Annotated in this window: 18 protein-coding genes and 1 pseudogene; 5 read left to right on the forward strand and 14 right to left on the reverse strand. The window is 47.9% G+C overall.

What is annotated here, in order from left to right; translation table 11 throughout:
• Window positions 1-63 precede the first annotated feature (63 nt).
• The 4 genes from AC3WT9_RS15000 to AC3WT9_RS15015 form a co-directional block, all read right to left on the reverse strand.
• Window positions 64-273: a YrzR-like zinc ribbon domain gene (locus AC3WT9_RS15000; protein ID WP_341095624.1), complete on the reverse strand. Its 210-nt coding sequence runs from the start codon at window positions 271-273 to the stop codon at window positions 64-66.
• A gap of 14 nt (window positions 274-287) precedes the next feature.
• Window positions 288-809 carry a PRC-barrel domain-containing protein gene (locus AC3WT9_RS15005; protein ID WP_341095625.1) on the reverse strand — a complete coding sequence of 174 codons (522 nt, stop codon included), beginning with the start codon at window positions 807-809 and terminating at the stop codon, window positions 288-290.
• A 92-nt stretch (window positions 810-901) separates the two neighbouring features.
• The gene (locus AC3WT9_RS15010) at window positions 902-2,053 is read right to left on the reverse strand and encodes a cysteine desulfurase family protein (RefSeq protein WP_341379577.1); all 1,152 of its coding nucleotides are present in this window, start codon (window positions 2,051-2,053) and stop codon (window positions 902-904) included.
• A 147-nt stretch (window positions 2,054-2,200) separates the two neighbouring features.
• Window positions 2,201-2,680 (reverse strand): 2-thiouracil desulfurase family protein, encoded by a 480-nt coding sequence (locus AC3WT9_RS15015; protein WP_341379579.1) that lies wholly within the window; start codon window positions 2,678-2,680, stop codon window positions 2,201-2,203.
• Between the two features lie 139 nt (window positions 2,681-2,819).
• Between AC3WT9_RS15015 and AC3WT9_RS15020 the strand changes: the two genes are divergently transcribed.
• The 4 genes from AC3WT9_RS15020 to AC3WT9_RS15035 all read left to right on the forward strand — a co-directional run bounded on the left by AC3WT9_RS15020 (window position 2,820) and on the right by AC3WT9_RS15035 (window position 6,095).
• Window positions 2,820-3,488, forward strand: a complete 669-nt coding sequence (locus tag AC3WT9_RS15020; RefSeq protein WP_341095628.1) for an SOS response-associated peptidase — start codon at window positions 2,820-2,822, stop codon at window positions 3,486-3,488.
• 181 nt (window positions 3,489-3,669) lie between these two features.
• A complete protein-coding gene (locus AC3WT9_RS15025) occupies window positions 3,670-4,485 on the forward strand; it encodes a DUF2935 domain-containing protein (RefSeq protein ID WP_341095629.1) in 816 nt (271 codons plus the stop codon).
• A 381-nt stretch (window positions 4,486-4,866) separates the two neighbouring features.
• Window positions 4,867-5,448 (forward strand): TetR/AcrR family transcriptional regulator, encoded by a 582-nt coding sequence (locus tag AC3WT9_RS15030; protein WP_341095630.1) that lies wholly within the window; start codon window positions 4,867-4,869, stop codon window positions 5,446-5,448.
• 20 nt (window positions 5,449-5,468) lie between these two features.
• A complete protein-coding gene (locus AC3WT9_RS15035; protein WP_341095632.1) occupies window positions 5,469-6,095 on the forward strand; it encodes an HXXEE domain-containing protein in 627 nt (208 codons plus the stop codon).
• A gap of 47 nt (window positions 6,096-6,142) precedes the next feature.
• Here the strand turns inward: AC3WT9_RS15035 and AC3WT9_RS15040 are convergent.
• From AC3WT9_RS15040 to cymR, 4 genes and pseudogenes are all read right to left on the reverse strand, one after another.
• Window positions 6,143-6,312 (reverse strand): annotated as a pseudogene (locus AC3WT9_RS15040) (IS3 family transposase); the annotation flags it as partial.
• Window positions 6,313-6,420: 108 nt separating this feature from the next.
• Entirely contained in the window at window positions 6,421-7,104 is a 684-nt protein-coding gene (locus AC3WT9_RS15045; protein WP_341095634.1) for a DUF8580 domain-containing lipoprotein, read from the reverse strand.
• A 389-nt stretch (window positions 7,105-7,493) separates the two neighbouring features.
• Window positions 7,494-8,006 carry a DUF3189 family protein gene (locus AC3WT9_RS15050; RefSeq protein ID WP_341095635.1) on the reverse strand — a complete coding sequence of 171 codons (513 nt, stop codon included), beginning with the start codon at window positions 8,004-8,006 and terminating at the stop codon, window positions 7,494-7,496.
• Window positions 8,007-8,423: 417 nt separating this feature from the next.
• Window positions 8,424-8,843 (reverse strand): cysteine metabolism transcriptional regulator CymR, encoded by a 420-nt coding sequence (cymR, locus tag AC3WT9_RS15055; RefSeq protein WP_038595549.1) that lies wholly within the window; start codon window positions 8,841-8,843, stop codon window positions 8,424-8,426.
• A gap of 313 nt (window positions 8,844-9,156) precedes the next feature.
• Here cymR and mnmA point away from each other — a divergent pair, with 313 nt between their 5' ends.
• Window positions 9,157-10,281, forward strand: a complete 1,125-nt coding sequence (mnmA, locus tag AC3WT9_RS15060; protein WP_341379580.1) for a tRNA 2-thiouridine(34) synthase MnmA — start codon at window positions 9,157-9,159, stop codon at window positions 10,279-10,281.
• Window positions 10,282-10,445: 164 nt separating this feature from the next.
• On the opposite strand, the gene AC3WT9_RS15065 is transcribed toward mnmA, so the two are convergent.
• From AC3WT9_RS15065 to AC3WT9_RS15090, 6 genes are all read right to left on the reverse strand, one after another.
• A complete protein-coding gene (locus AC3WT9_RS15065) occupies window positions 10,446-12,287 on the reverse strand; it encodes an oligopeptide ABC transporter substrate-binding protein (RefSeq protein WP_341095638.1) in 1,842 nt (613 codons plus the stop codon).
• Window positions 12,288-12,307: 20 nt separating this feature from the next.
• Window positions 12,308-13,213: an ABC transporter permease gene (locus AC3WT9_RS15070; protein ID WP_341379581.1), complete on the reverse strand. Its 906-nt coding sequence runs from the start codon at window positions 13,211-13,213 to the stop codon at window positions 12,308-12,310.
• Window positions 13,214-13,240: 27 nt separating this feature from the next.
• The gene (opp4B, locus tag AC3WT9_RS15075; RefSeq protein ID WP_341095641.1) at window positions 13,241-14,203 is read right to left on the reverse strand and encodes an oligopeptide ABC transporter permease; all 963 of its coding nucleotides are present in this window, start codon (window positions 14,201-14,203) and stop codon (window positions 13,241-13,243) included.
• A gap of 5 nt (window positions 14,204-14,208) precedes the next feature.
• Window positions 14,209-15,144 (reverse strand): ABC transporter ATP-binding protein, encoded by a 936-nt coding sequence (locus tag AC3WT9_RS15080; RefSeq protein WP_341379582.1) that lies wholly within the window; start codon window positions 15,142-15,144, stop codon window positions 14,209-14,211.
• Window positions 15,131-16,147 (reverse strand): ABC transporter ATP-binding protein, encoded by a 1,017-nt coding sequence (locus AC3WT9_RS15085; RefSeq protein ID WP_341379583.1) that lies wholly within the window; start codon window positions 16,145-16,147, stop codon window positions 15,131-15,133. Before AC3WT9_RS15085 ends, AC3WT9_RS15080 begins: the two co-directional genes overlap by 14 nt.
• 346 nt (window positions 16,148-16,493) lie before the next feature.
• On the reverse strand, window positions 16,494-19,478 hold the full coding sequence (locus tag AC3WT9_RS15090; RefSeq protein ID WP_341380409.1) for a glycoside hydrolase family 48 protein: 2,985 nt from the start codon (window positions 19,476-19,478) through the stop codon (window positions 16,494-16,496).
• Window positions 19,479-19,489: the final 11 nt, after the last annotated feature.

The raw sequence follows: 19,489 nt of genomic DNA on the forward strand, positions 1-19,489 counted from the left end.
AAAGGAAACTGACGCTTGTTTTTAAAAATATGTACCCGCTGCTAGCCAGTGCGAGGACTTATATCAGGAGGATGCATGGATTTGGGGGAAATCCTGGGCAATTTCTTCCCCGAAGAACAGATCGTCAAGCGAACTGAGCGTGCCGTCTTCTTCAACCTGATAAACCGACATTTTCTCGCCGTTAACCGTAAGTTCGATGAAACAGCCCCAGCAATAGAACTGGTGGGAACCGATCTTGCCGATATCCTTGGAGTTGCAGTTTGGACACTTCATATAATACATTCCACCTATCCGTTAACAATATTAATGGCTTTTTGGAGCCGTTCTTCGCTCATCGCGGGAACCAGTACGGAATCCTCCCCAATGGACATTTCTTCAGAACAAGGCAGCCATTTGCGGCCTTCGATCAAATCAGTTACAAGCCCGTCACTGATTTCCAGCGCTACTATTGTGTTTCCCAACTTCTGGTCAAAATAAACATCGGATATTCGTCCAAGTATCGTTCCGGATGCAGTCAGTACCTGCAAATCCTTCAATTTCTTCTTTCCTAAAAGAAAAGTATAGGGTATATGGTCAGTGTCGGCCTTTAATATCGACTGTTTACTGCGAATCATGACAGCATCTTCGCCATAAGCGACAATATCTTCCCATGCCACAACTTTCACATGACTGGAAAAAAAAGATTTGCTTTCCAGTTCAATACCCGTAATATTCCAGTTTGAATCCAGTACAACATCGACAATTTTGCCGATTTCATTACCTTCTTCAACTTCATATACAGCCAGGCCGATCATATCTTGAAGTTTCATGGCTGCTTTAGTCCCCTCGCTTTGAGTGTACTTTCAAGTCACTTTTGGTTAAAGAGCCAAATACCGAAACGGATACGAGACCGAAAAAATTCCTAGTCTACACTACGCAACCGTCTCAGGATGGTTTCAACTTTTTCTGCAACAAGCTTTATTTCTTCATTAGTATTACCCAATCCTGTGCTAAAACGAATCGCCGAGTCCAAAACTTCTTCCGGAAGATTCATCGCTTGCAGAACATGCGAAACCTCCAGTGAACCAGAGGTGCAGGCTGAGCCGCTGGCAGCAGCAATCCGCTCCATATCCAGGTTCATCAGCATCACATCGGTCCGGGCTCCCGGAAAACTTACATTCAGTATTCCAGGTAAAAAATGCTGCCCGTTTCCGTTAATCACATAGTTCTGCCGCCCGATACGGCTGTCCAGCTCCTGCAGCAGCACATTCCGCAGCTCAAGCGCTTTATCCTGCCGCCCCGGAAGCCCCTGCACCGCCAGTTCCACCGCTTTGGCAAAACCTGCTGTGCTCGCAAGACTCTCCGTTCCGGCCCGTCTGCCGCGCTCCTGGAGTCCTCCGTGCTGTCTGGAATGCAGCGGTGCACCGCGCCGTACGTATAGTCCACCGATGCCCTGCGGGCCGTTTATTTTATGGGCAGAAAAGCTCATATAATCCACGGGAAGCTCACGAAGTGTGATGGGAATCATCCCGAGAGCCTGTACAGCATCGACGTGGAATAAAATGCCCCGCTCTGCAGCGAGACGGCCAATCTCTTCTATAGGCTCTACTGTTCCTACCTCATTATTCGCAAACATCACACTGATCAATACCGTATCATCTCGCAAAGCGGCTGCCACATCTGAAATCGAAACGAGGCCTGTCGAATCAACCGGAAGATAGGTAACATCATAGCCCTGCTTCTCCAGTTCTACGCAGGTATGTTGAACGGCATGATGCTCAATTGCTGTGGTGATGATATGTTTGCCCTTCTCCGTGGTAGCAGCTGCAGCTCCAAACAACGCCAGATTATCGCTCTCCGTGCCTCCACTGGTGAATACCCATTCATCGGGAGCACAGCCTAAAAAGCCCGCGATGGTATCGCGTGCCCCGTTCACAATCTTTTTGGCGGAACGTCCGAACGTGTGCACACTGGACGCATTGCCGTATTGTTCAAGCAGCATATTGTACATAACCTTGGCCACCTCCGGATGAACCGGGGTTGAGGCGGCGTGGTCCAAATAGATGGGTTTCATGACTAAATTCTCCGCTTCTTGAAATTTAGGATTTTCTTACAGGACTACTCGATTATACTGCTGAATGCCGCCTTTTACCACCTGTGAATAAACACAATATTGTAACAACCTTTAGGGGGCTGTTAGTGGGATTTTCCGCTAAGCCACTCACTTTCCAGCACGTGCCAAAGCTTCCAGCCTGGCAGAGAGCTGCTGCTCAGAAATCACTTCAATACCGTTTCTTCTTAGCAGAGCAGACGTTACACCTTGACCGGGAATTTTCACACCGGCAAATTGTCCGTTATAGATCATCGCACTGCCGCAAGAAGGGCTGTTTTCTTTGAGCACTACGGTGCTGGCTCCGATCTCCCGGGCTTTCTCCAGCGTTTCATAAGCCCCTTTGAGGTACATTTCGGTTACATCATTTCCTGAACGGTCCATTACCCTGGCTGTCCCCTCCAGCACCTCCTCCCCGCCGCCGCCGATAATTTCCGCCGGTTCCCTCGGTGTCGAGAATCCGCCAAGTAATTCTGGACATACAGCAACTGCCTTGTTATTATCCAGCAGTTTTTGAAGGCTTGTATCGAGACAATCCGTGCCGTTGTATCTTACTTTCAATCCTGCGAGACAGGAGCTTACAATAATCATGCGGGATCCTCTCCTTCGTTTCGCTATCGTCCGATTCTTCATTTATAATAATATAAAATACTCCGAGCATAGCATGAGGGCTACAGCGCTGTAAACAATCTCAGACCACATCATAAATGAACCGGGAGGCTAAATCAGCATGTGCGGAAGATACACAATTACCGTAACCATGGATGAGTTGATGCTGCGTTATTTTACGAATGACACCACCATTGTCCACTATGCCCCAAAATATAACGCGGCCCCGATGCAGTATATCCCGGCAGTTATTCATAATGGCAAGCATAACAAACTTGGAGAACTGCGCTGGGGACTGGTCCCGTCCTGGGCCAAGGATGACAAAAGCGGCAGCAAAATGATCAATGCCCGAGCAGAATCCCTTCTGGAAAAAGCATCCTTCAAAAACCTGGTGAGCTCACGCCGCTGCGTGATTCCTGCGGACGGCTTCTACGACTGGAAGCCGCAGGAAGGCGGCAAACAGCCGCTGAGAATTACGCTGCGTGACGGAAAACTTTTTTCCATGGCCGGCTTGTACGATATTTGGATGGATCAGAGCGGCAATAAGCTCAGCACCTGCACAATTATTACTACAGAATCCAACAGCCTGATGGCCGAGATTCACGACCGTATGCCGGTTATCCTCACCCCTGAAGCGGAGACAGCGTGGCTTGACAGGCATAATCATGACATCCCCTCTCTTATGAAGTTATTGCGGCCTTATGATACAGAGCAGATGCGGGCTTATCCCGTCTCACCGGCAGTGGGCAACGTCCGCAACGATTATAAGGAGTTAATTAAAGAAGCATAGCGAAGAACCGCAGCAATGACCCCGAAGTCCACGCTCCACCATAACCGCCGCCGTATCCATCAACATTTTCACTTCATGTTCATATCTTTACTACCGAGTTGTATCCATCCTCTATAAATAATTAGGTATCCGACCAAGCTTAACCAGCATATGGTCTATAGAGATGATAAGGAGGGATATTATGTCTGACATGTTTGTCGCTCGGTCTCTGGAAGAGATCAGTTTTTGGTCAAGAATTATGAAAGAACATTCCTTGTTTCTAGGATTGGGGTTCCGGGCGGAAGATACAGTCCTGAAACAAGAAGCTAATCACTTTTACCGGATTTTCGAAGACATTGAGAGACGGGTGCATGCTTTTTCCCTTGATACAGACCCTGCAACGATTCACCAATTTAATCAGGAGGTTCATACCGCAGTATGTCACATATGGGCGTTCAAAAGAAAAGTACTTGGCTTAATTCTATGTTGCAAGCTCCCTGGACAAACGAATTTTCCACTTTTAGTGGATCATGTAAGTAGAGAAGCAAATTATTTTAGAAATCGGCTGGAAGAGCTAAACCAGGGCAAATTAGAGCCATTATATGATGCTATTATTGATGAAAATGTATTTTTCTTAAGAATTATGGCCGACCATGCCAAATTCATAGGTCATCTATTAGATCCTTCAGAACGAAAACTTGTCGAGCAGGCCCGGGAATTCAGTCAAGATTTTGATCAATTATTATTTCAGGCTAGAGATATTGAATCCATGCGGCCTCAATCGCAAACCGGTCCTATCTTAAACCAGTTTCTTGATCAGAATAGGGTATCAGTAAAATCATTAAGGGATTTTAAGAAAACAGCCCGGGATTTAATCGAACAATGCAAAATTAAAAGCATCATACACCCGTTGCTCGCGGATCACGTTTTCCGTGAAGCAGAGAGATTCTTGGAGATTATTGATATGTTCGAAAACTCTTTAACCGGGAAAGGAAATGCATCAATGATCCACCATTAGCTCCTTTTTGGTACCAAGTACTTCAGGCTTCGATAGAGCTTTAAATTTCTTTACATACATCATGGGCTTACTGACAGTTAATGTCCCGGTTTTCCGACAATCACCACCCTCCCATTCATTAAACAAAACGTCCTGCTACCATCATGGTAGCAGGACTTTGCTATGACTAAGTTACAGCCCATCCTCCTGTCATGAGATCCATATAAGATTGGTTTTTCACCTATCATAATGAGCACTTTTAACTAAAACAACTGGGTTGATCTCACTGAATACTTTAAAGAAGCGCTTATTGATTCAAAAAGCAAAGGGTGTTAAAATAATTAAAACATCGTTTTAAACATTGTTTTAATTATCGTTTACGAAGGGAGGGAGAATAAGCAAATGGACAAAAGCAATGAGACCAAAGAAATCATTCTTCAAACTGCACTCGAGATGATCAAGCAGGAAGGATTCGAGAAGATCACAATCCGCAAAATTGCGGTACGTTCGAATACGAACGTTTCGCTGGTGAATTATTACTTCGGCTCTAAGGATAAGCTGATTAGCGAAGTGATCCGGATCATGCTGTCGGGTTTTCAGGAATCTTTTGATGTGCTGGAAGATCTGTCTCTGCCGTCGGAACAGCGCTTGAAGCTTTTTCTGCTGCATTATGTACGGAGGGTGGAGCAGTATCCGGAGCTGTTGTCGCGGATCATTACGATGGATACCGGCTTATTCGCGTCGCAGCGGGAGTACGGGGAGTTTATGCGGATCATTGGATTCGATAAAGTCAAGAGTCTGCTCATGGAACTGACGAATGAACAGGATCAAGAACTTTTAATGATGATGGTGATGCAAATCTTTGGAGCCGTGTTCATGCCTGCACTGATGAGGCCGACTCTTGAAGCCGGAGCTGGCGTCGAAATGAAGCCGGCCGAGCGTCAGATTGACCTGCTGCTGGAGCGTTACTTAAACATCCACTAAGTGCCGAGGAGAGATGATTCATGAATATTTTGCGCAAATACTGGCCTGATCTGGGGATGCTGGTCGCGGCGGTGACAGCGATCGGAATTGTAATCAATCATCGTTCCATGTCTGAACTGAATATGATTTTATGGCTCAGCTTCATCGCGATCCTGGTGCATCAATTTGAAGAATACCGCTGGCCCGGCTATTTTGGCGGTTTGTTCAATATCGTTATATTTAAGAGTGAACAGCCGGAGCATTATCCGTTGAACCCGCAATCGGCAATGATTATTAATTTGGTCATCGCCTATGTCTTTTATCTGCTTCCGGTCTTCTTCCCGAACATAATTTGGCTGGCGCTGGCTCCAATCTTTATGGGCTTTTTCCAGTTTATCTGGCATGGCATCTTCGCTAATATCAAAGCCAAAACATGGTATAATCCCGGCCTGTTCGCTGTGCTGGTTTTCCATTTCCCGATCGGAGGATGGTATCTGTACTACATCACGGCGCACCATCTGGCAAGCACGACGGACTGGATCATCGGATCCGTCTATTTTGTGATCGCAGTATACGTCCTAATTATTAAAGGAAATATGTGGCTGAGGGATATCCATTCGCCGTTTAATTTCTCAGACAAACAGATGGGGCCTTATTTGAACAAATAACTCCATAAACAAAAAACAGGACCTTCCCAACATTTCTAAAAAAAGACCTTCAGTGAAACTTCATCCTTAAAATGACCAAAGAACGACTCCTGCGGCGCATTATCCCGGCAGTTTGCTCGTCTGGGCATGAATTGCCCAAGACCCATATGTTTCACTTTCTTCTGAAAATCTGGATGGGTGTAGTGGAACCTTGATCGGAATGAATGAAGCCGTGTTTGTGCGAGACACCCTATAGAGAGACCTTTTTAAAGTGTCTGCTCTATAGGGTACAGTTTACACAAGCCCGGCGGGGTTATTTATGCAAGCTTCTAAAATCCGTTTCAAGCTACCTTTCAAGTGTTGACAGTGAAACCATTACCCATGGAGCAAATTTATTCGACAGTTCACCCTTAGGATTGTGTATCCGGAAAAGAAAGGCTTCCCCCGCTTGATTCTTCCACACCATATAATCCTCTATTCCCTTATCACCGGTAGCCTGCAGATATAAATCTGCAAAACCTAGAGGATGCTCAAACAGTTCACCGCTATGGTCGCTAGCCTTACCCATTGCGGAAAGCTCAGTTTGCCCCTGTTGCTTCAGAGCGGTGAGATCGTAACCGGATGGCAAGTGTTCAATTTCGGCATAATAGGTGGGGTCCTCAGTGAGTGTTAACCGGCCAGACTGTTCATCGAATGTGAAATCATCAAAGACATACAGGGAATATCCATCACCTTGCGCAAGTGTACCTTCTTGCCCTGAGACCCCTCCCTCCTGTTCACCAAATGCCTGGGTCTCCGGACGTTGGGATGTCTGAGGATCAGTAGCGTCCGGACTGGCGGACACCTGCGCCTCCGTGGCTGCGGCAGTAGCAGAAGGTTCAGGAGTGGCTGTAGCTTCAATAACAGGCATAGTCGCTGCACTTGACGCTGTAGGCTCTGCCTCGTCTACTGTGTCATTGTTACTGCATGCACCGAGAATTGAGGCAGACAGAAGAACACTGGTAACTGTAGCAATCAATGTTTTATTCATTTTATACCTCCTCATCTGAATAATAGTTATTACCCAAATGTCCAACACCCCCACACCATGCCTATTCATGTAACCCGTCATTTTATCTACTGTTCCACCTCCTCGATTTTGTCTATTCGCTTATGAGCCTGCTTGGTTGACTCTTCACCCCCTCGTCACTCGCTCTGTCAGCACATCAAATCTCCTTACCTGGTCCTTTAACTCAAACCGGACATCCTCAACGCCTCCCCCCGCTCTCTCCTTCAACGTAAAAACCCCCGGATCGGCTCCGAGGGCAAAATAAAAACACGTCCAATGCAGACGCGTTCTCTATGTGCTATTCAGTTCCTGCATGCCAGAGCCTAGCCTCCCTTGCTGCGCAGTATGGTCCTTATGAACTTTGAAAATTATTACTTATAGACTTCATTTGCTAAAATAATAACTTGTTCTTCATTTGAGGACTTCCCTATTTGTTTCGTATTTTCAACCAGTCGAAAAATATTATCACAACATTGCTTGGCACCCATTACTAATAAAGGAACACCAATAAAATCAATTTTTAATCCTCTTGAGAAGAACCCTCCGATTGACATCAGGATGGGTACCGTGGGTGAAGTATTAGAAAATATTATTTTTTCTTCAAAATGATGTTTACTTTCAAGTAACAAGCTTAGGTCTCTTAATGCTGGGACTACAAGCTTTGATGACTTCCTACCGATTGTATAAACGGAGTCTCCATTTTCATCAATTCCGTGAAAAATAATCTTACCAAAATCATTTTTCGTCAACTTATTGAAAAATTTAACATTCAGTATTTCCTCTGTAGTTAATTTTCTCTCAGACTGAGTAATTTGTTTTAAATGATAAGCCGCTGCCAAAGATGTTGTATGTGTCCCACCATAATCATTATAGATATAAATCATAATATCATCCTTCATATTTTTTCTATTATGATTATATCCATTTTTTTATGATGTAATTCGTCTATTTAATTTTAACCCAAATTACACCGTATGGTCCTACCTCCCTTTATAATACCCTATCTACAAAAACCTATCATCGTATGATGTCTGGTGCAAAATAAAAGCTTAATTGACTCTGACCCAACTGAAGATGCCGTAATCCCAAAAGATAAAAAAGTAGCGAGAAAAAAGGGAGAGAAAAAACAAGTCCTTCCCAAATTTCTTGAGAAGGACGAATTAAAATTTTCTTCAATTGTGCCGATTGATACTAACTACTAACCTATGGGCTTTGTTCGTCGTATCAGCCACAAAAGCAATTTCAAAGTAACCGAATTGATCCTATCTCCATGTAACAAATCAACGGAATTTCAGTTCCTGTTAAATATAGAACATGTAGTTGTCAGCCTTGCTTTCTTCCTTATAATTGATTAAGTCGGACAATGTGGTGGAATCCAGCACATCGGCAATGCTGTCGCGGATGCGCAACCAGAGGTCGCGTTTTGCCGGATCATCTTCTTCTGTAAAATCAACTGGCGATATGGGGCCTTCCAGCACACGGATAATATCGCCGGCTGTAATGGTAATGGATTCGCGTGAAAGGATATAGCCGCCGTAAGCACCACGAATACTCTTCACAAGCCCTGCGTTGCGCAGTGGGGCAATGAGCTGTTCCAGATAATGCTCGGATAGTCCGTTTTTTTCGGCGATGCTTTTAAGTGAGGTTGGACCTTCGCCAAATTTCAGGGCAAGCTCCATCATAATGGTTAATCCGTAACGTCCTTTTGTCGATATCTTCAAGGGGCACCTCTTTCGGTTTAGTTGCTGATAGAATCATAATTCATTGTTACGACATGAGATATGTCATATCAAGGTATTCCGATGTTTGCTCTCAGCTTATGTTATCATATTTATGGACATATTTGGAGCCAAAAAAGTAACTTTTCACATGAATGTTCGCCAGTGGTGGACAAATTGTCAATTTTCTCGTCTTTTCTGCTGCATTTTCCCGTCCTCACGGGCAGTTTGGGCTAGACAGGTGTGTTATAATACAAAATGAGCCGGGTGTTTGTATCAATAACCGGTATTTTTTGCATAGAAAATGGTGATTACGATGACAAAGGCAAACCAGGACACACGTGTCGTCGTCGGCATGTCCGGAGGAGTCGATTCCTCCGTTACGGCACTTCTGCTGAAGCAGCAGGGCTATGACGTCATCGGTATCTTCATGAAGAACTGGGACGACACCGATGAGTTTGGCGTATGCACGGCCGAGACTGACGCAGAGGATGTCCGCCGCGTGTGTGAGCAGATCGATATTCCTTACTATACCGTTAACTTCGAGAAGGAATACTTTGATAAAGTCTTTTCCTATTTCCTCGATGAATATAAGGCCGGACGCACACCAAATCCGGATGTGATGTGCAACCGCGAGATCAAATTCGGAGAATTCCTGAATAAGGCACTACAACTGGGCGCCGATTACGTGGCTACCGGGCATTATGCGCGGGTCATTCAGGAAGACGGCAAGTTCAAGCTGCTGCGCGGCGTGGACAGCAATAAAGACCAGACCTACTTCCTGAACGCGCTGAACCAGTACCAGCTTTCCAAAGCGATGTTCCCGATCGGACATCTGCCAAAACCTGAAGTACGGAGAATCGCCGAGGAAGCCGGATTGTACACTGCCAAGAAAAAAGACAGCACCGGTGTCTGCTTCATCGGTGAACGTAACTTCCGTGAATTCCTAAGCCAGTATCTGCCTGCCCAGTCCGGAGACATGGTCGATATCGCCACAGGCGAGGTGAAGGGCCGCCACGAGGGCCTGATGTATTATACACTGGGCCAGCGCCAGGGTCTGGGAATTGGCGGCTCCGGCAATGGTGAGCCGTGGTTTGTGGCTGAGAAGGATCTGGACCGCAACATCCTGTATGTAGTCCAAGGGGACAAGCACCACAGCCTCTACTCCACCAGTCTGATCGCCTCCGGTGTCAACTGGATAGACGGCCTTACCCTTACAGATGCACCGCTGAAGTGCACCGCCAAGTTCCGCTACCGCCAGCCTGATCAGGGCGTAACACTGAGAGCACAGGTAGACGGTACCGTGCATGTTGCCTTCAATGTGCCGCAAAAGGCGATCACACCGGGTCAAGCTGTTGTCTTCTACCTGGACGAGGAATGCCTCGGCGGAGGTACGATTGAAGCTGCAGAGAAGGTAATACCGCAGCCGCAGCAGCAATAAGAACCGAATGAACGCACCTAAAAACGGCTGCTGACCCCACCAAGGCCGGCAGCCGTTTCTATGTGGCTAAAGCGATTTAGCCCTATGAGTATACAAAAACCTCCTTGCAGCTGCAAAAGCCGCAAGGAGGTTTTGTATATTACAGGTTGCTAAATCCCGGAAAGTTACTGTGCAGCAATCCCCTTGTCGGCGGACAGTGCAAGCTCATTTCTGTAAATACCCGTTCCATCGCCAATAGCGTAATTCAGAACGCGGTTATTTACCGGAACGAGTTCTGCACGATAGAGGGTTGGGAATACAGGGATCTCGTCAACCATCAGCTGCTGCCACTCTTTGTAGATTTCCTTGCGCTTCGCTACATCAAATGCTGCTTCCGATACGCCTTCTTTCATTAGGCGGTCGCTTTCTTCACTTGCGTAACGCGGGAAGTTGTAGATAGCGTCGCGGCCATACAGTCCTTGTGGATCCACGTCAATACCGACTGTCCAAGCGCCTTGGTATACATCAACAGAAGGATCATCTTCACCATTGGAGCCTACGCGGTCATAGAAGGTGTTGAACTCCACCATTTCCAGCGTTACATTCAGACCGACGGCTTTCCACGACTGCACATAATATTGGGCCAGCGGCTCAGCGATATCCGAACCTGTCATGGAGATGAAATTGATCGTCAGCGGCGTGCCGTCCGGATTGGTACGGAATTCTCCGTTAAGCTTATAGCCTGCATCATCAAGTGTTTTCTTTGCTGCTTCCTGATCAAACGTTACTCCCGGATTGCTGGCATCGTGGAATTCGGGATGGGATGGCGGAATCAGCGTAGTCGCGTTCCAGCGCAGACCATGATAGAATTTCTTGCCGACGGCATCATTATCCACCGCCTGCCACATCGCTTTACGCAGAGCTACATTGCCCATCTTTGCCTTCGGATCTGGAGCCACCACTTTTTTGGTCGCATCCCATTTACCAAGCTTGAAGCCAATATAAGTATAGGCACGGTCAATGGCTCCAAGGTATTCAACGTTGGACAATTTAGAGTTATCAGGGAACTGGTCAATCGGGAAGCTGTCAACCAAATCGATATTTCCGGCTTTTAGCTCCTGCACAACCGTAGTCGGTGGAATTACTTTCAGGACAACCTTATCCAGCTTCGGAGCCCCGCGCCAGTAGTCGTTATTCTTGACATACACTACCGATTCACCTGGCACAATACTTTCCACTTTAAAAGGACCGAAACCAATTGGTTTTTGACGGACCTCAGGGGAAGCGGAGATTTTGGCTACATCCATATTTCCGAAAATATGCTTCGCCAGCGGATAAATCCAGATGCTTCCTGTCAGCAGGGAAGGAGTGGCTTTCACATAAGTGATTTCCAGCTTTTTCTCACTTAGTACTTTGATCCCGGAAATCGTCTTGGCTTTGCCGGCATGGTAATCTTCCATCCCTACAATGTTGGTGAAGTCAGAGCCGTAACGAGGGCCGTCATAGGCCGGATTACCGATAACTTCATGGGCAAACAGCCAATCTTCGGCAGTAACGGGCTTGCCGTCGTGCCAGTTTACATTGTCGCGGATGGTAAAAGTGAAGGTACGGCCATCTTCAGAAACTTCATATGTTGCCGCCCCGTCATTGGTATAGACATAGTTCTTATCCCAAGTCAGCAAACCTTCGTCAAACCACTCAAGAACCTGAGAATCCGGAACACCGGAGGAGAAGTTAAAATTCAAAGTTCCTTCAAAGGGAGTGTCAGATACAAGGCCAAAGTTGAGTGTGCCGCCTTCAATGGCTTCACCCTGGTTCGTCTTAACATTGCTGAAATCTGCGATGTTGTACAGCCCGTCTTCTGCTGCCGGTGCTGCAGTTGGAGCAGTTGTAGCAGCTGCATCTGTCTTGGCTGTTGCCGAAGGCTCAGCCGCTTCATTGTTGCCTGAGCCGCAGGCCGTAACCGCAAGCGTCAGGACAAGCATCAATGTGAAGAGCATGGTCTTGCCAGAGTTTCTTTTTCTCATTCTTGTTTCTTCCTCCCTTATTATCCTTTTCTTTGTCTTGCATCCGTCGCACGCTTAATCGCCTGACCGACATTATTTATACTCAACATCAACACCAGGATCAGCAGTGATGCGGGTAACCATATCCACCATCTCGATTGCAGCGTCTGCGGATTCCGGGCATAGCTGACCAGCGTCCCCAGACTAGGTGTGCTTTCAGGAAAACCGAAGCCGAGAAACGAGAGGCCCGACTCCAGACCGATGTTGGCGGCCAAATTCAGCGTCATCGTAACGATAATGATGGAGCTTAAGTTCGGCAGCACTTGTTTGAACATAATCTTAAGATGAGAGGAGCCCAGCGTTCTGGAGGCCTGGACATATTCCAGTTCCCTCTCCTGCAGTGTCTTCGAGCGTATTAGCCTCGCGATGCCCATCCATAGAAATGCCGTCATGATCAGTGAAAAGGACAAGGTATTATATTTGGGAACCGCCGTAACAAACGCGATGACAATCATCAGCATCGGCAGGATCATAAAAAAATCCACGAAACGCATAAAAATATTATCGACGAATCCACCGAAATAGCCGGAGATCAGACCTACTAGAATGCCGATAACACCCGTCATCAGAGTGACCATAATTCCGATACTCAGCGAGTTGCGGGTACCGATAATGAGCTGACCGAACACATCGCGTCCGCCGTAATCGGTGCCCAGCCAGAATTTAGCCGAAGGCTTCTCATATAAGGCGAACAGATCGACGGTTACAATCTGCTTTTGATCCAGAAACAGGGCGATGCCAAATACTCCGCATACAACTACACCTAGAAAAACCAGGGAGACCAAAGCCAGTTTATCTCTGAAAATCTCCTTCCAGAGGATTCTCCATCCGGATGGGCTCTTCTCCATATCCTGCGGGAGCGACAGCTCAGCGCTTGATTTTGCCATTACATTCACCTCAACAAGTTCTGATCATTATTTAATCCGGATACGGGGATCAACAATGCCTAATATGATATCCGAGAGCAGGGATCCGATGATTTGAGCAATCCCATACAGCAGCACAAGTGCCGTTACAACGGTGAAATCGCGGATAACGATGGAGCTCAGGAACAGCTGGCCCATGCCGGGATAGCTGAAAATACTCTCTACAAAGATGGTGCCGCCGATCAATCCCGTAAGCTCATACCCGAAAAAAGCGGCAATCGGCAGGAGGGAGTTGCGTAAGATGTGGCGGTTGTACACCCGTGATTCCGAGGCGCCTTTTGCTCTTGCCGTAAGGATAAAATCCTTCTGCTTCGTATCAATGATTTCGTTCCGCAGATATTGGACCGTCCCGACGGTAGTAATCAGCGCAATGGATATGGCCGGAAGCAGCAAATGATATAACTTGCTCAGAATGTAACTCATCGTCCCGGGGACCTCGCCCGGTGATACACTTCCTCCGGTAGGGAACCAATGAAAGTAGAAACCAAACATCCAGAGCATAACCAGGGCTACGATAAACAAGGGGGCCGCAAAACCGACATAGGTATATCCTGTAATCAGCCGGTCGCCCCAGGTGTCATTGAAACGTCCGCTAATGATGCCAAGCGGTATTGCAATTAAATAGGTAATGACCAGAGTCGTCACAGATAACCACACCGTGTTCATCAGCCGCTGGCCAATCAGCTCAGTTACCGGCATCTTAAAGCGGAAGGACTGGCCCATGTCTCCCTGCAGGGCATTAGTGATCCAATCCCAATACTGGATGTACCACGGATCATTCAGGCCGAGCCGTTCCCGCATCGCTTCAATGGCGGCCGGATCAATGTTCGGATCGAGCATACCGGTGAGCGCATCTCCGGGCATGGCTTTGGCCATAAGAAATACCAGAATGCTGAGCAGAAATACTTGAGGGATCATAATCAATATTCTTCGTACAATAATCTTCCACATACGTCTCAACCTTTCTCGGGCATGGCCACCAAATGGGTATCGGAAATGGGTTGTAAAGGATAAGCTAAACCGTCATTGTCAAAATAGTTCCGGTAGGCTCCCTCGTACTCCTCACTTACGGACTTGCGGAACCGGGTCCGTTCGTCACGCTGCAATGGGTCAATGTCCGGGATTGCGGCAATCAGACGTTTCGTATAAATATGGCGCGGATTGTCAAAAATATCCTTAGGCGTCCCCTGCTCAACATGACGTCCCTTGTACATAATGCCGATATGATCGCACATATGTCTGATGATTCCGAGATCATGACTGATAAATAGGTAGGTTAAATTCAATTCCTTTTGAATGTCCCGTAAAAAGTTAAGCACTTGTGCCTGAACCGAGACATCCAGCGCGGACACCGGCTCGTCGGCGATGATCAGCTTGGGCTTCAGCGCAATCGCCCTGGCGATTCCGATCCGCTGACGTTGTCCGCCGGAAAATTCATGCGGATATTTATAAATGTTGTCCGGACTCAGGCCGACCTGCTCCAGCAGCTCCTGAACTCTCCGTTTCTCTTCCTGGGGGGACTGTTTGTCGAAATTGCGCAGCGGTTCGGCAATGATGTCGAGCACACGCTTCTTGGGATTGAGCGATGAATAGGGGTCCTGAAAGATCATTTGAACGTCGCGGCGGACATTGTTCAGCTTGCGTGAGTTCTTCAGGGCTAAATCGGCGCCTTCAAAAAGAATGCTGCCGCCTGTAATCTCGTTCAGCCCGATAATCGCTCTTCCTGTCGTTGTCTTACCTGAGCCTGATTCACCGACTAATCCGTAAGTCTGCCCGGCCTCAATGATGAAATTGACCCGGTCGACCGCCTTTACCTCACCGACCGCTCTGCTGAATATGCCGCCTCGAATCGGGAAATGAACCTGTAAATCCTTAACTTCAAGCAGTGCCATGGCTGTCAGCCTCCTCAACGCTCTCGGGGAAATGAAAATGTCTGTAGCAGGTGCAGCGGACCAAATGACCCGGAGCAATTTCGTGCAGCTGTGGATTCTCCTCATGGGCTGATTCATCAATCCATGGGGTTCTGGCGGAGAAACGGCAACCCGTACGCGGCAAATTTTTGAGCGACGGGACGATTCCCTGAATCACATGCAGTCTGGACTTCGCTTCCTTGACCGTAGGTATCGAATTAAATAAAGATCTTGTATAAGGATGCTGCGGGTTGGAGGTCAGCGTATAAATATCAGCAATTTCGACAATTTGCCCGGCGTACATAACAGCTACGCGATCTGCCATTTCACTGACTACGCCCAAATCATGGGTAATGAGGATAATTCCCGCTTGCATATCATTTTTGAGCTTCTTGATCAGTTCAAGAATTTGCAGTTGAATCGTTACATCCAGTGCGGTTGTCGGTTCATCGGCGATTAGCAGCTGTGGTCCGTTGGCGATTGCGATGGCAATCACTACCCGCTGCCGCATGCCGCCGGATAATTCATAAGGGTATTGCTGATATGTATGCTCGGGACGGGGAATTCCAACCTTAGTCAACAAATCGATGACCTTTGCTTTTCTTTGTTTCTTGGAGAGGCCGGAATCATGAAGGAGAAGTACCTCTTCAATCTGCCGTCCGATAATCATAAGCGGATTTAGTGCAGCCAAGGGGTCCTGGAAAATCATCGACATTTCCTTGCCGCGGACCTTATTCAGCATACCTGGGGACATTTTGACAATATCCTGACCTTTGAAATACACATGTCCATCAATTTTTGCTTTGGTGTGCAGCCCTATTATTGAGAAAGCCAACGCACTTTTGCCTGATCCGGATTCTCCTACGATGGCGAGGATTTCGTTCTTCTTCACCGTGAGCGTCACATCATCGACCGCAGCGTAATAATCGTCTGCAATCTTGAAGGATGTCGTTAAATTCTCAATATGCAGCAAATCTTCACTCAAGTTCATCACCCTAACACTAGGATTTTTTTAGCAAGGAGCACTCATGTTATATACAGTAACCCTATCTATCAACTACGAATTTCCATTTAGGATTATATTGGAATTAATCCCTGAATGTTAGAGTTTATTCTAATTGACTTATGGTGAATTATCAATGATTTTTCCATAAAAATTTTTTACGGTGTTAAGTAACATGACAAATACGACAAGATTCGACGCATCTATTTGATTTTTTTGTCACATATTTTCACAGTTTCGCATATGAAATGTGATATTAATAACAAAGCCGCAAATGTCCCGGAGTATTGGGGATTTGCGGCTTTTCATTTTACCTTCTACTACACTTTTAAGGCTCTAATCCCCAGACCAGCGTTCCATTCAGGTAGAGTGGTACACGTGCCCAGTCAGTGAACGAGGTTTTGGCCGGGTCGTAAGAATAATCGCCGGTCTCGTTAAAATTGCTCCAATCGGTTTTGTTGATCCGCAGCTGAATTTCACCGGTGCTGGCTCCGGGAGCAAGGCTGCCCGCACCCGCAGTGAAGGAGATCTCCACATAATAATCTGCCTCTGTCACAGAGGGAGCCAGCTTGACGAATGTTCCCTGCACATTGCCGCTGCCTATAGCGGCATAGTCTACATTGAACTGCTGCGCCTTCTCGCCGTCTATCGTGTAGTAGTAGCGCAGCTTTACATCCTTAAGTGCAACCGAAGTATCCCCGCTGTTCACAATCCGCAGCTGCGGACGGAACTGGGCATCGCCCGGATTTGTATCATTGGTCCGATACTGCACGATCAGATCCCCCACAGGCGGCTCGGGAGCCGCTGCCGGCTTAGCGCTGACCTCGGGTGAATTCGGGCTTGTTCCTACTTTGTTAGCCGCACTGACGACATAAAAGTAGGTCGTTCCATTGACTACAGAGGTATCGCTGTAAGTGGCCTGGGTAACTACTGATACATCGCTGTAAGGACCTCCGCTGACAGTGGCCCGCTTCACCGTATAATTGTCGGCAGTAGTTACATTGTTCCAGCTAAGCTGTACAACACCGTCGCCGGCAACAACAGCCGGTTTGGAGGGCGCTTTCGGGGCAACGGGCTCGACCGGACCGCTGCTGTTGTTGATTAACCTGTCATATTCGGCATAGGCCGTGGCCATATCCACTTGGGACCAGAAGCGGTGATACGTAAATTCAGGGGCTCCATTCTCCCATTGCTTGGTGGCCGTATTATATGACGAATTATATTTGTTAAGCAGGTACTGCCAATCGGGATCATTCACAATATCCGGCCGGATGTCAGTATAGCTGGCGTAGACACCGTTTCCGCCTTTGGCAGGATCGGAAGGTACTGTGGCTGTTCCCGGAATGGTATTACCTTGTCCAAAGGTACCCGTCCAGCCGCTTGGGAAATAGACCTCCTTGGTGAAGTAACGGGCATAATCGCCACGGCTCTCCTTAGTTGCTATACCGACACCATCATTATATCCCCAAGCTGTATCCAGCAAGGATTTAGCCAGCTGCTGTGCCTTCCCGCCAAGCGCGGTATAACTGCCGTTTTCTGCCTCAGTACCTGCGGCAAAGAAGGTGAGCGCTTTGATATAGCTGCCGAGTACACCGGTATCCTGGCTCGGGCTCTTGGTGACTGACTTTAAATTGCCGTTGCCGTCACTGCTTGCAAAACCGGTCCAGGTATCCGGTTTCCCCTGCCATTCCACATTGCCCGGAATCCAGAATTCTCCCGGAGCAGCAACTGTAGCCACTTGGGGATTATCACCGCCGAGAATGCGGTTGCCCTGGCTGTCCAGATAATAGCCCTCTGCATCCGTAACCGGCCGGCTGCCTGCAAAGACATAGTCCGTGGACCAGTCCACCCAGTTCTTCACCACCTGCTTGGCCATCTGGAAGTTCTCGGAGGTTGTGTCGCCGCTTGCAGCCAGAATGTAATACAGCTCGGCCACCCGTTCAACACTCCAGGCCTGCATTCCGAACCAGTTGTTGGACGGCGGATCATGGTAGACAGGCGCGTCATCATATGCCATGCCGTAGAAGGTGCTTGTGCCGGCAGGATAAGCCTTATAAGCACCTTCGTAGCTGTTCGTTGCTCCGCCGGCAATCGCGCCTTCGGCAGATTGCAGCCAGGTGTAGAACTCCAGCTGGCGCTTCAGCGAATTGCTCCAGTCCTGCCCTGCTGTTGCTGATGCCGGAACCAGACCTCCGTCCGGATTGGAAAGCGCGTAGGCTGCCACGACATTCTGGTAACCCTGATGCGCATGGCTGGCGCCGATTCTCCAGGCCCAATTGCCGGTTGAACCAAGCCCGCCGCCCCAAGCGGTATACCAGGCAAGCAGGTATTGGCTGGAATCCTTACCGGTTCCCGCTTCCGGTGTGCCGTCAGCTGCGCTGCCGATCTTTTGGAAATACTTGTCGTACATGCCGTAACGGAGATAATCCCCCATTTTCTTGGCCTTGTTCAGATAAACTGAATTATTATAGCCAAGCTCCTGGGCCCAGTACATAGCCTGAACTGCACGTGCATCTGCATCGGTAGCATTGGTATAACGCCACTGTGCTGCAGGCGCATTGCTTTCTTTGGTGAACAGGCTCATAAAGCCCTCACCTGTTTTGCCGAATGATTTGTCGTCCTGGGACGGATGCGGGACAGCTTCCCACACCGATTCCTGTTCGCCCCTCTGGAATGTATTTACATAAGCGGCTGTATGTGTAGGATTCAGCAAGTTGCCGAAGCCGTACCAGTTGTCCACATCCACCAGCCAATGCATAAGATAGGTCTGGTTGTTGCCATAGCTTGCTTTCAGTTCGGAATCAAGCGGATCTTTGCCTGCCGTGTACTTTCCGCTAAGCTGGCTTGGATACTGATCCGGCTGCGCATACTCGGAAGCGTAGGTAGCCGGGCTGTTCGCATTGTAATAACTCATCGTCGGCTGCTCCTGCTTGCCGTCGCCTTCATTAACAGGGATAATGTATTTCTCCATGTTGTCCCAAGCTGCTTCCAGCTTGCTCCAGTCGCCAGTATGATGGCCATACAGCACCTCGAGCCACATCCAGTAGCTGTAAGCTTCCGAAGTGGTCATATGCCCGTAATCAGGCGCTTCGCTCATCAATGTCTCTACCGCATGGTAGGGAATGCCTTCAGCCGAGAAATAGCCGTTCGCCGGATCCTTTAGCTGAGCATATAATTGCAGAAATCGGGTCTCCTCCGCCGAAGCGGCCTTTGCAGTTCCGGGGTTACCAGTAAAGAAACCAGTTATGAGTGAGAGAAACAGAATCGAGGCCATTATAGCGGAAATAGGCTTCTTGCTTAAGCTCAATTTCATCATTTTGGCTA

The sequence above is a fragment of the Paenibacillus sp. EB106-06-01-XG199 genome (assembly GCF_058791575.1).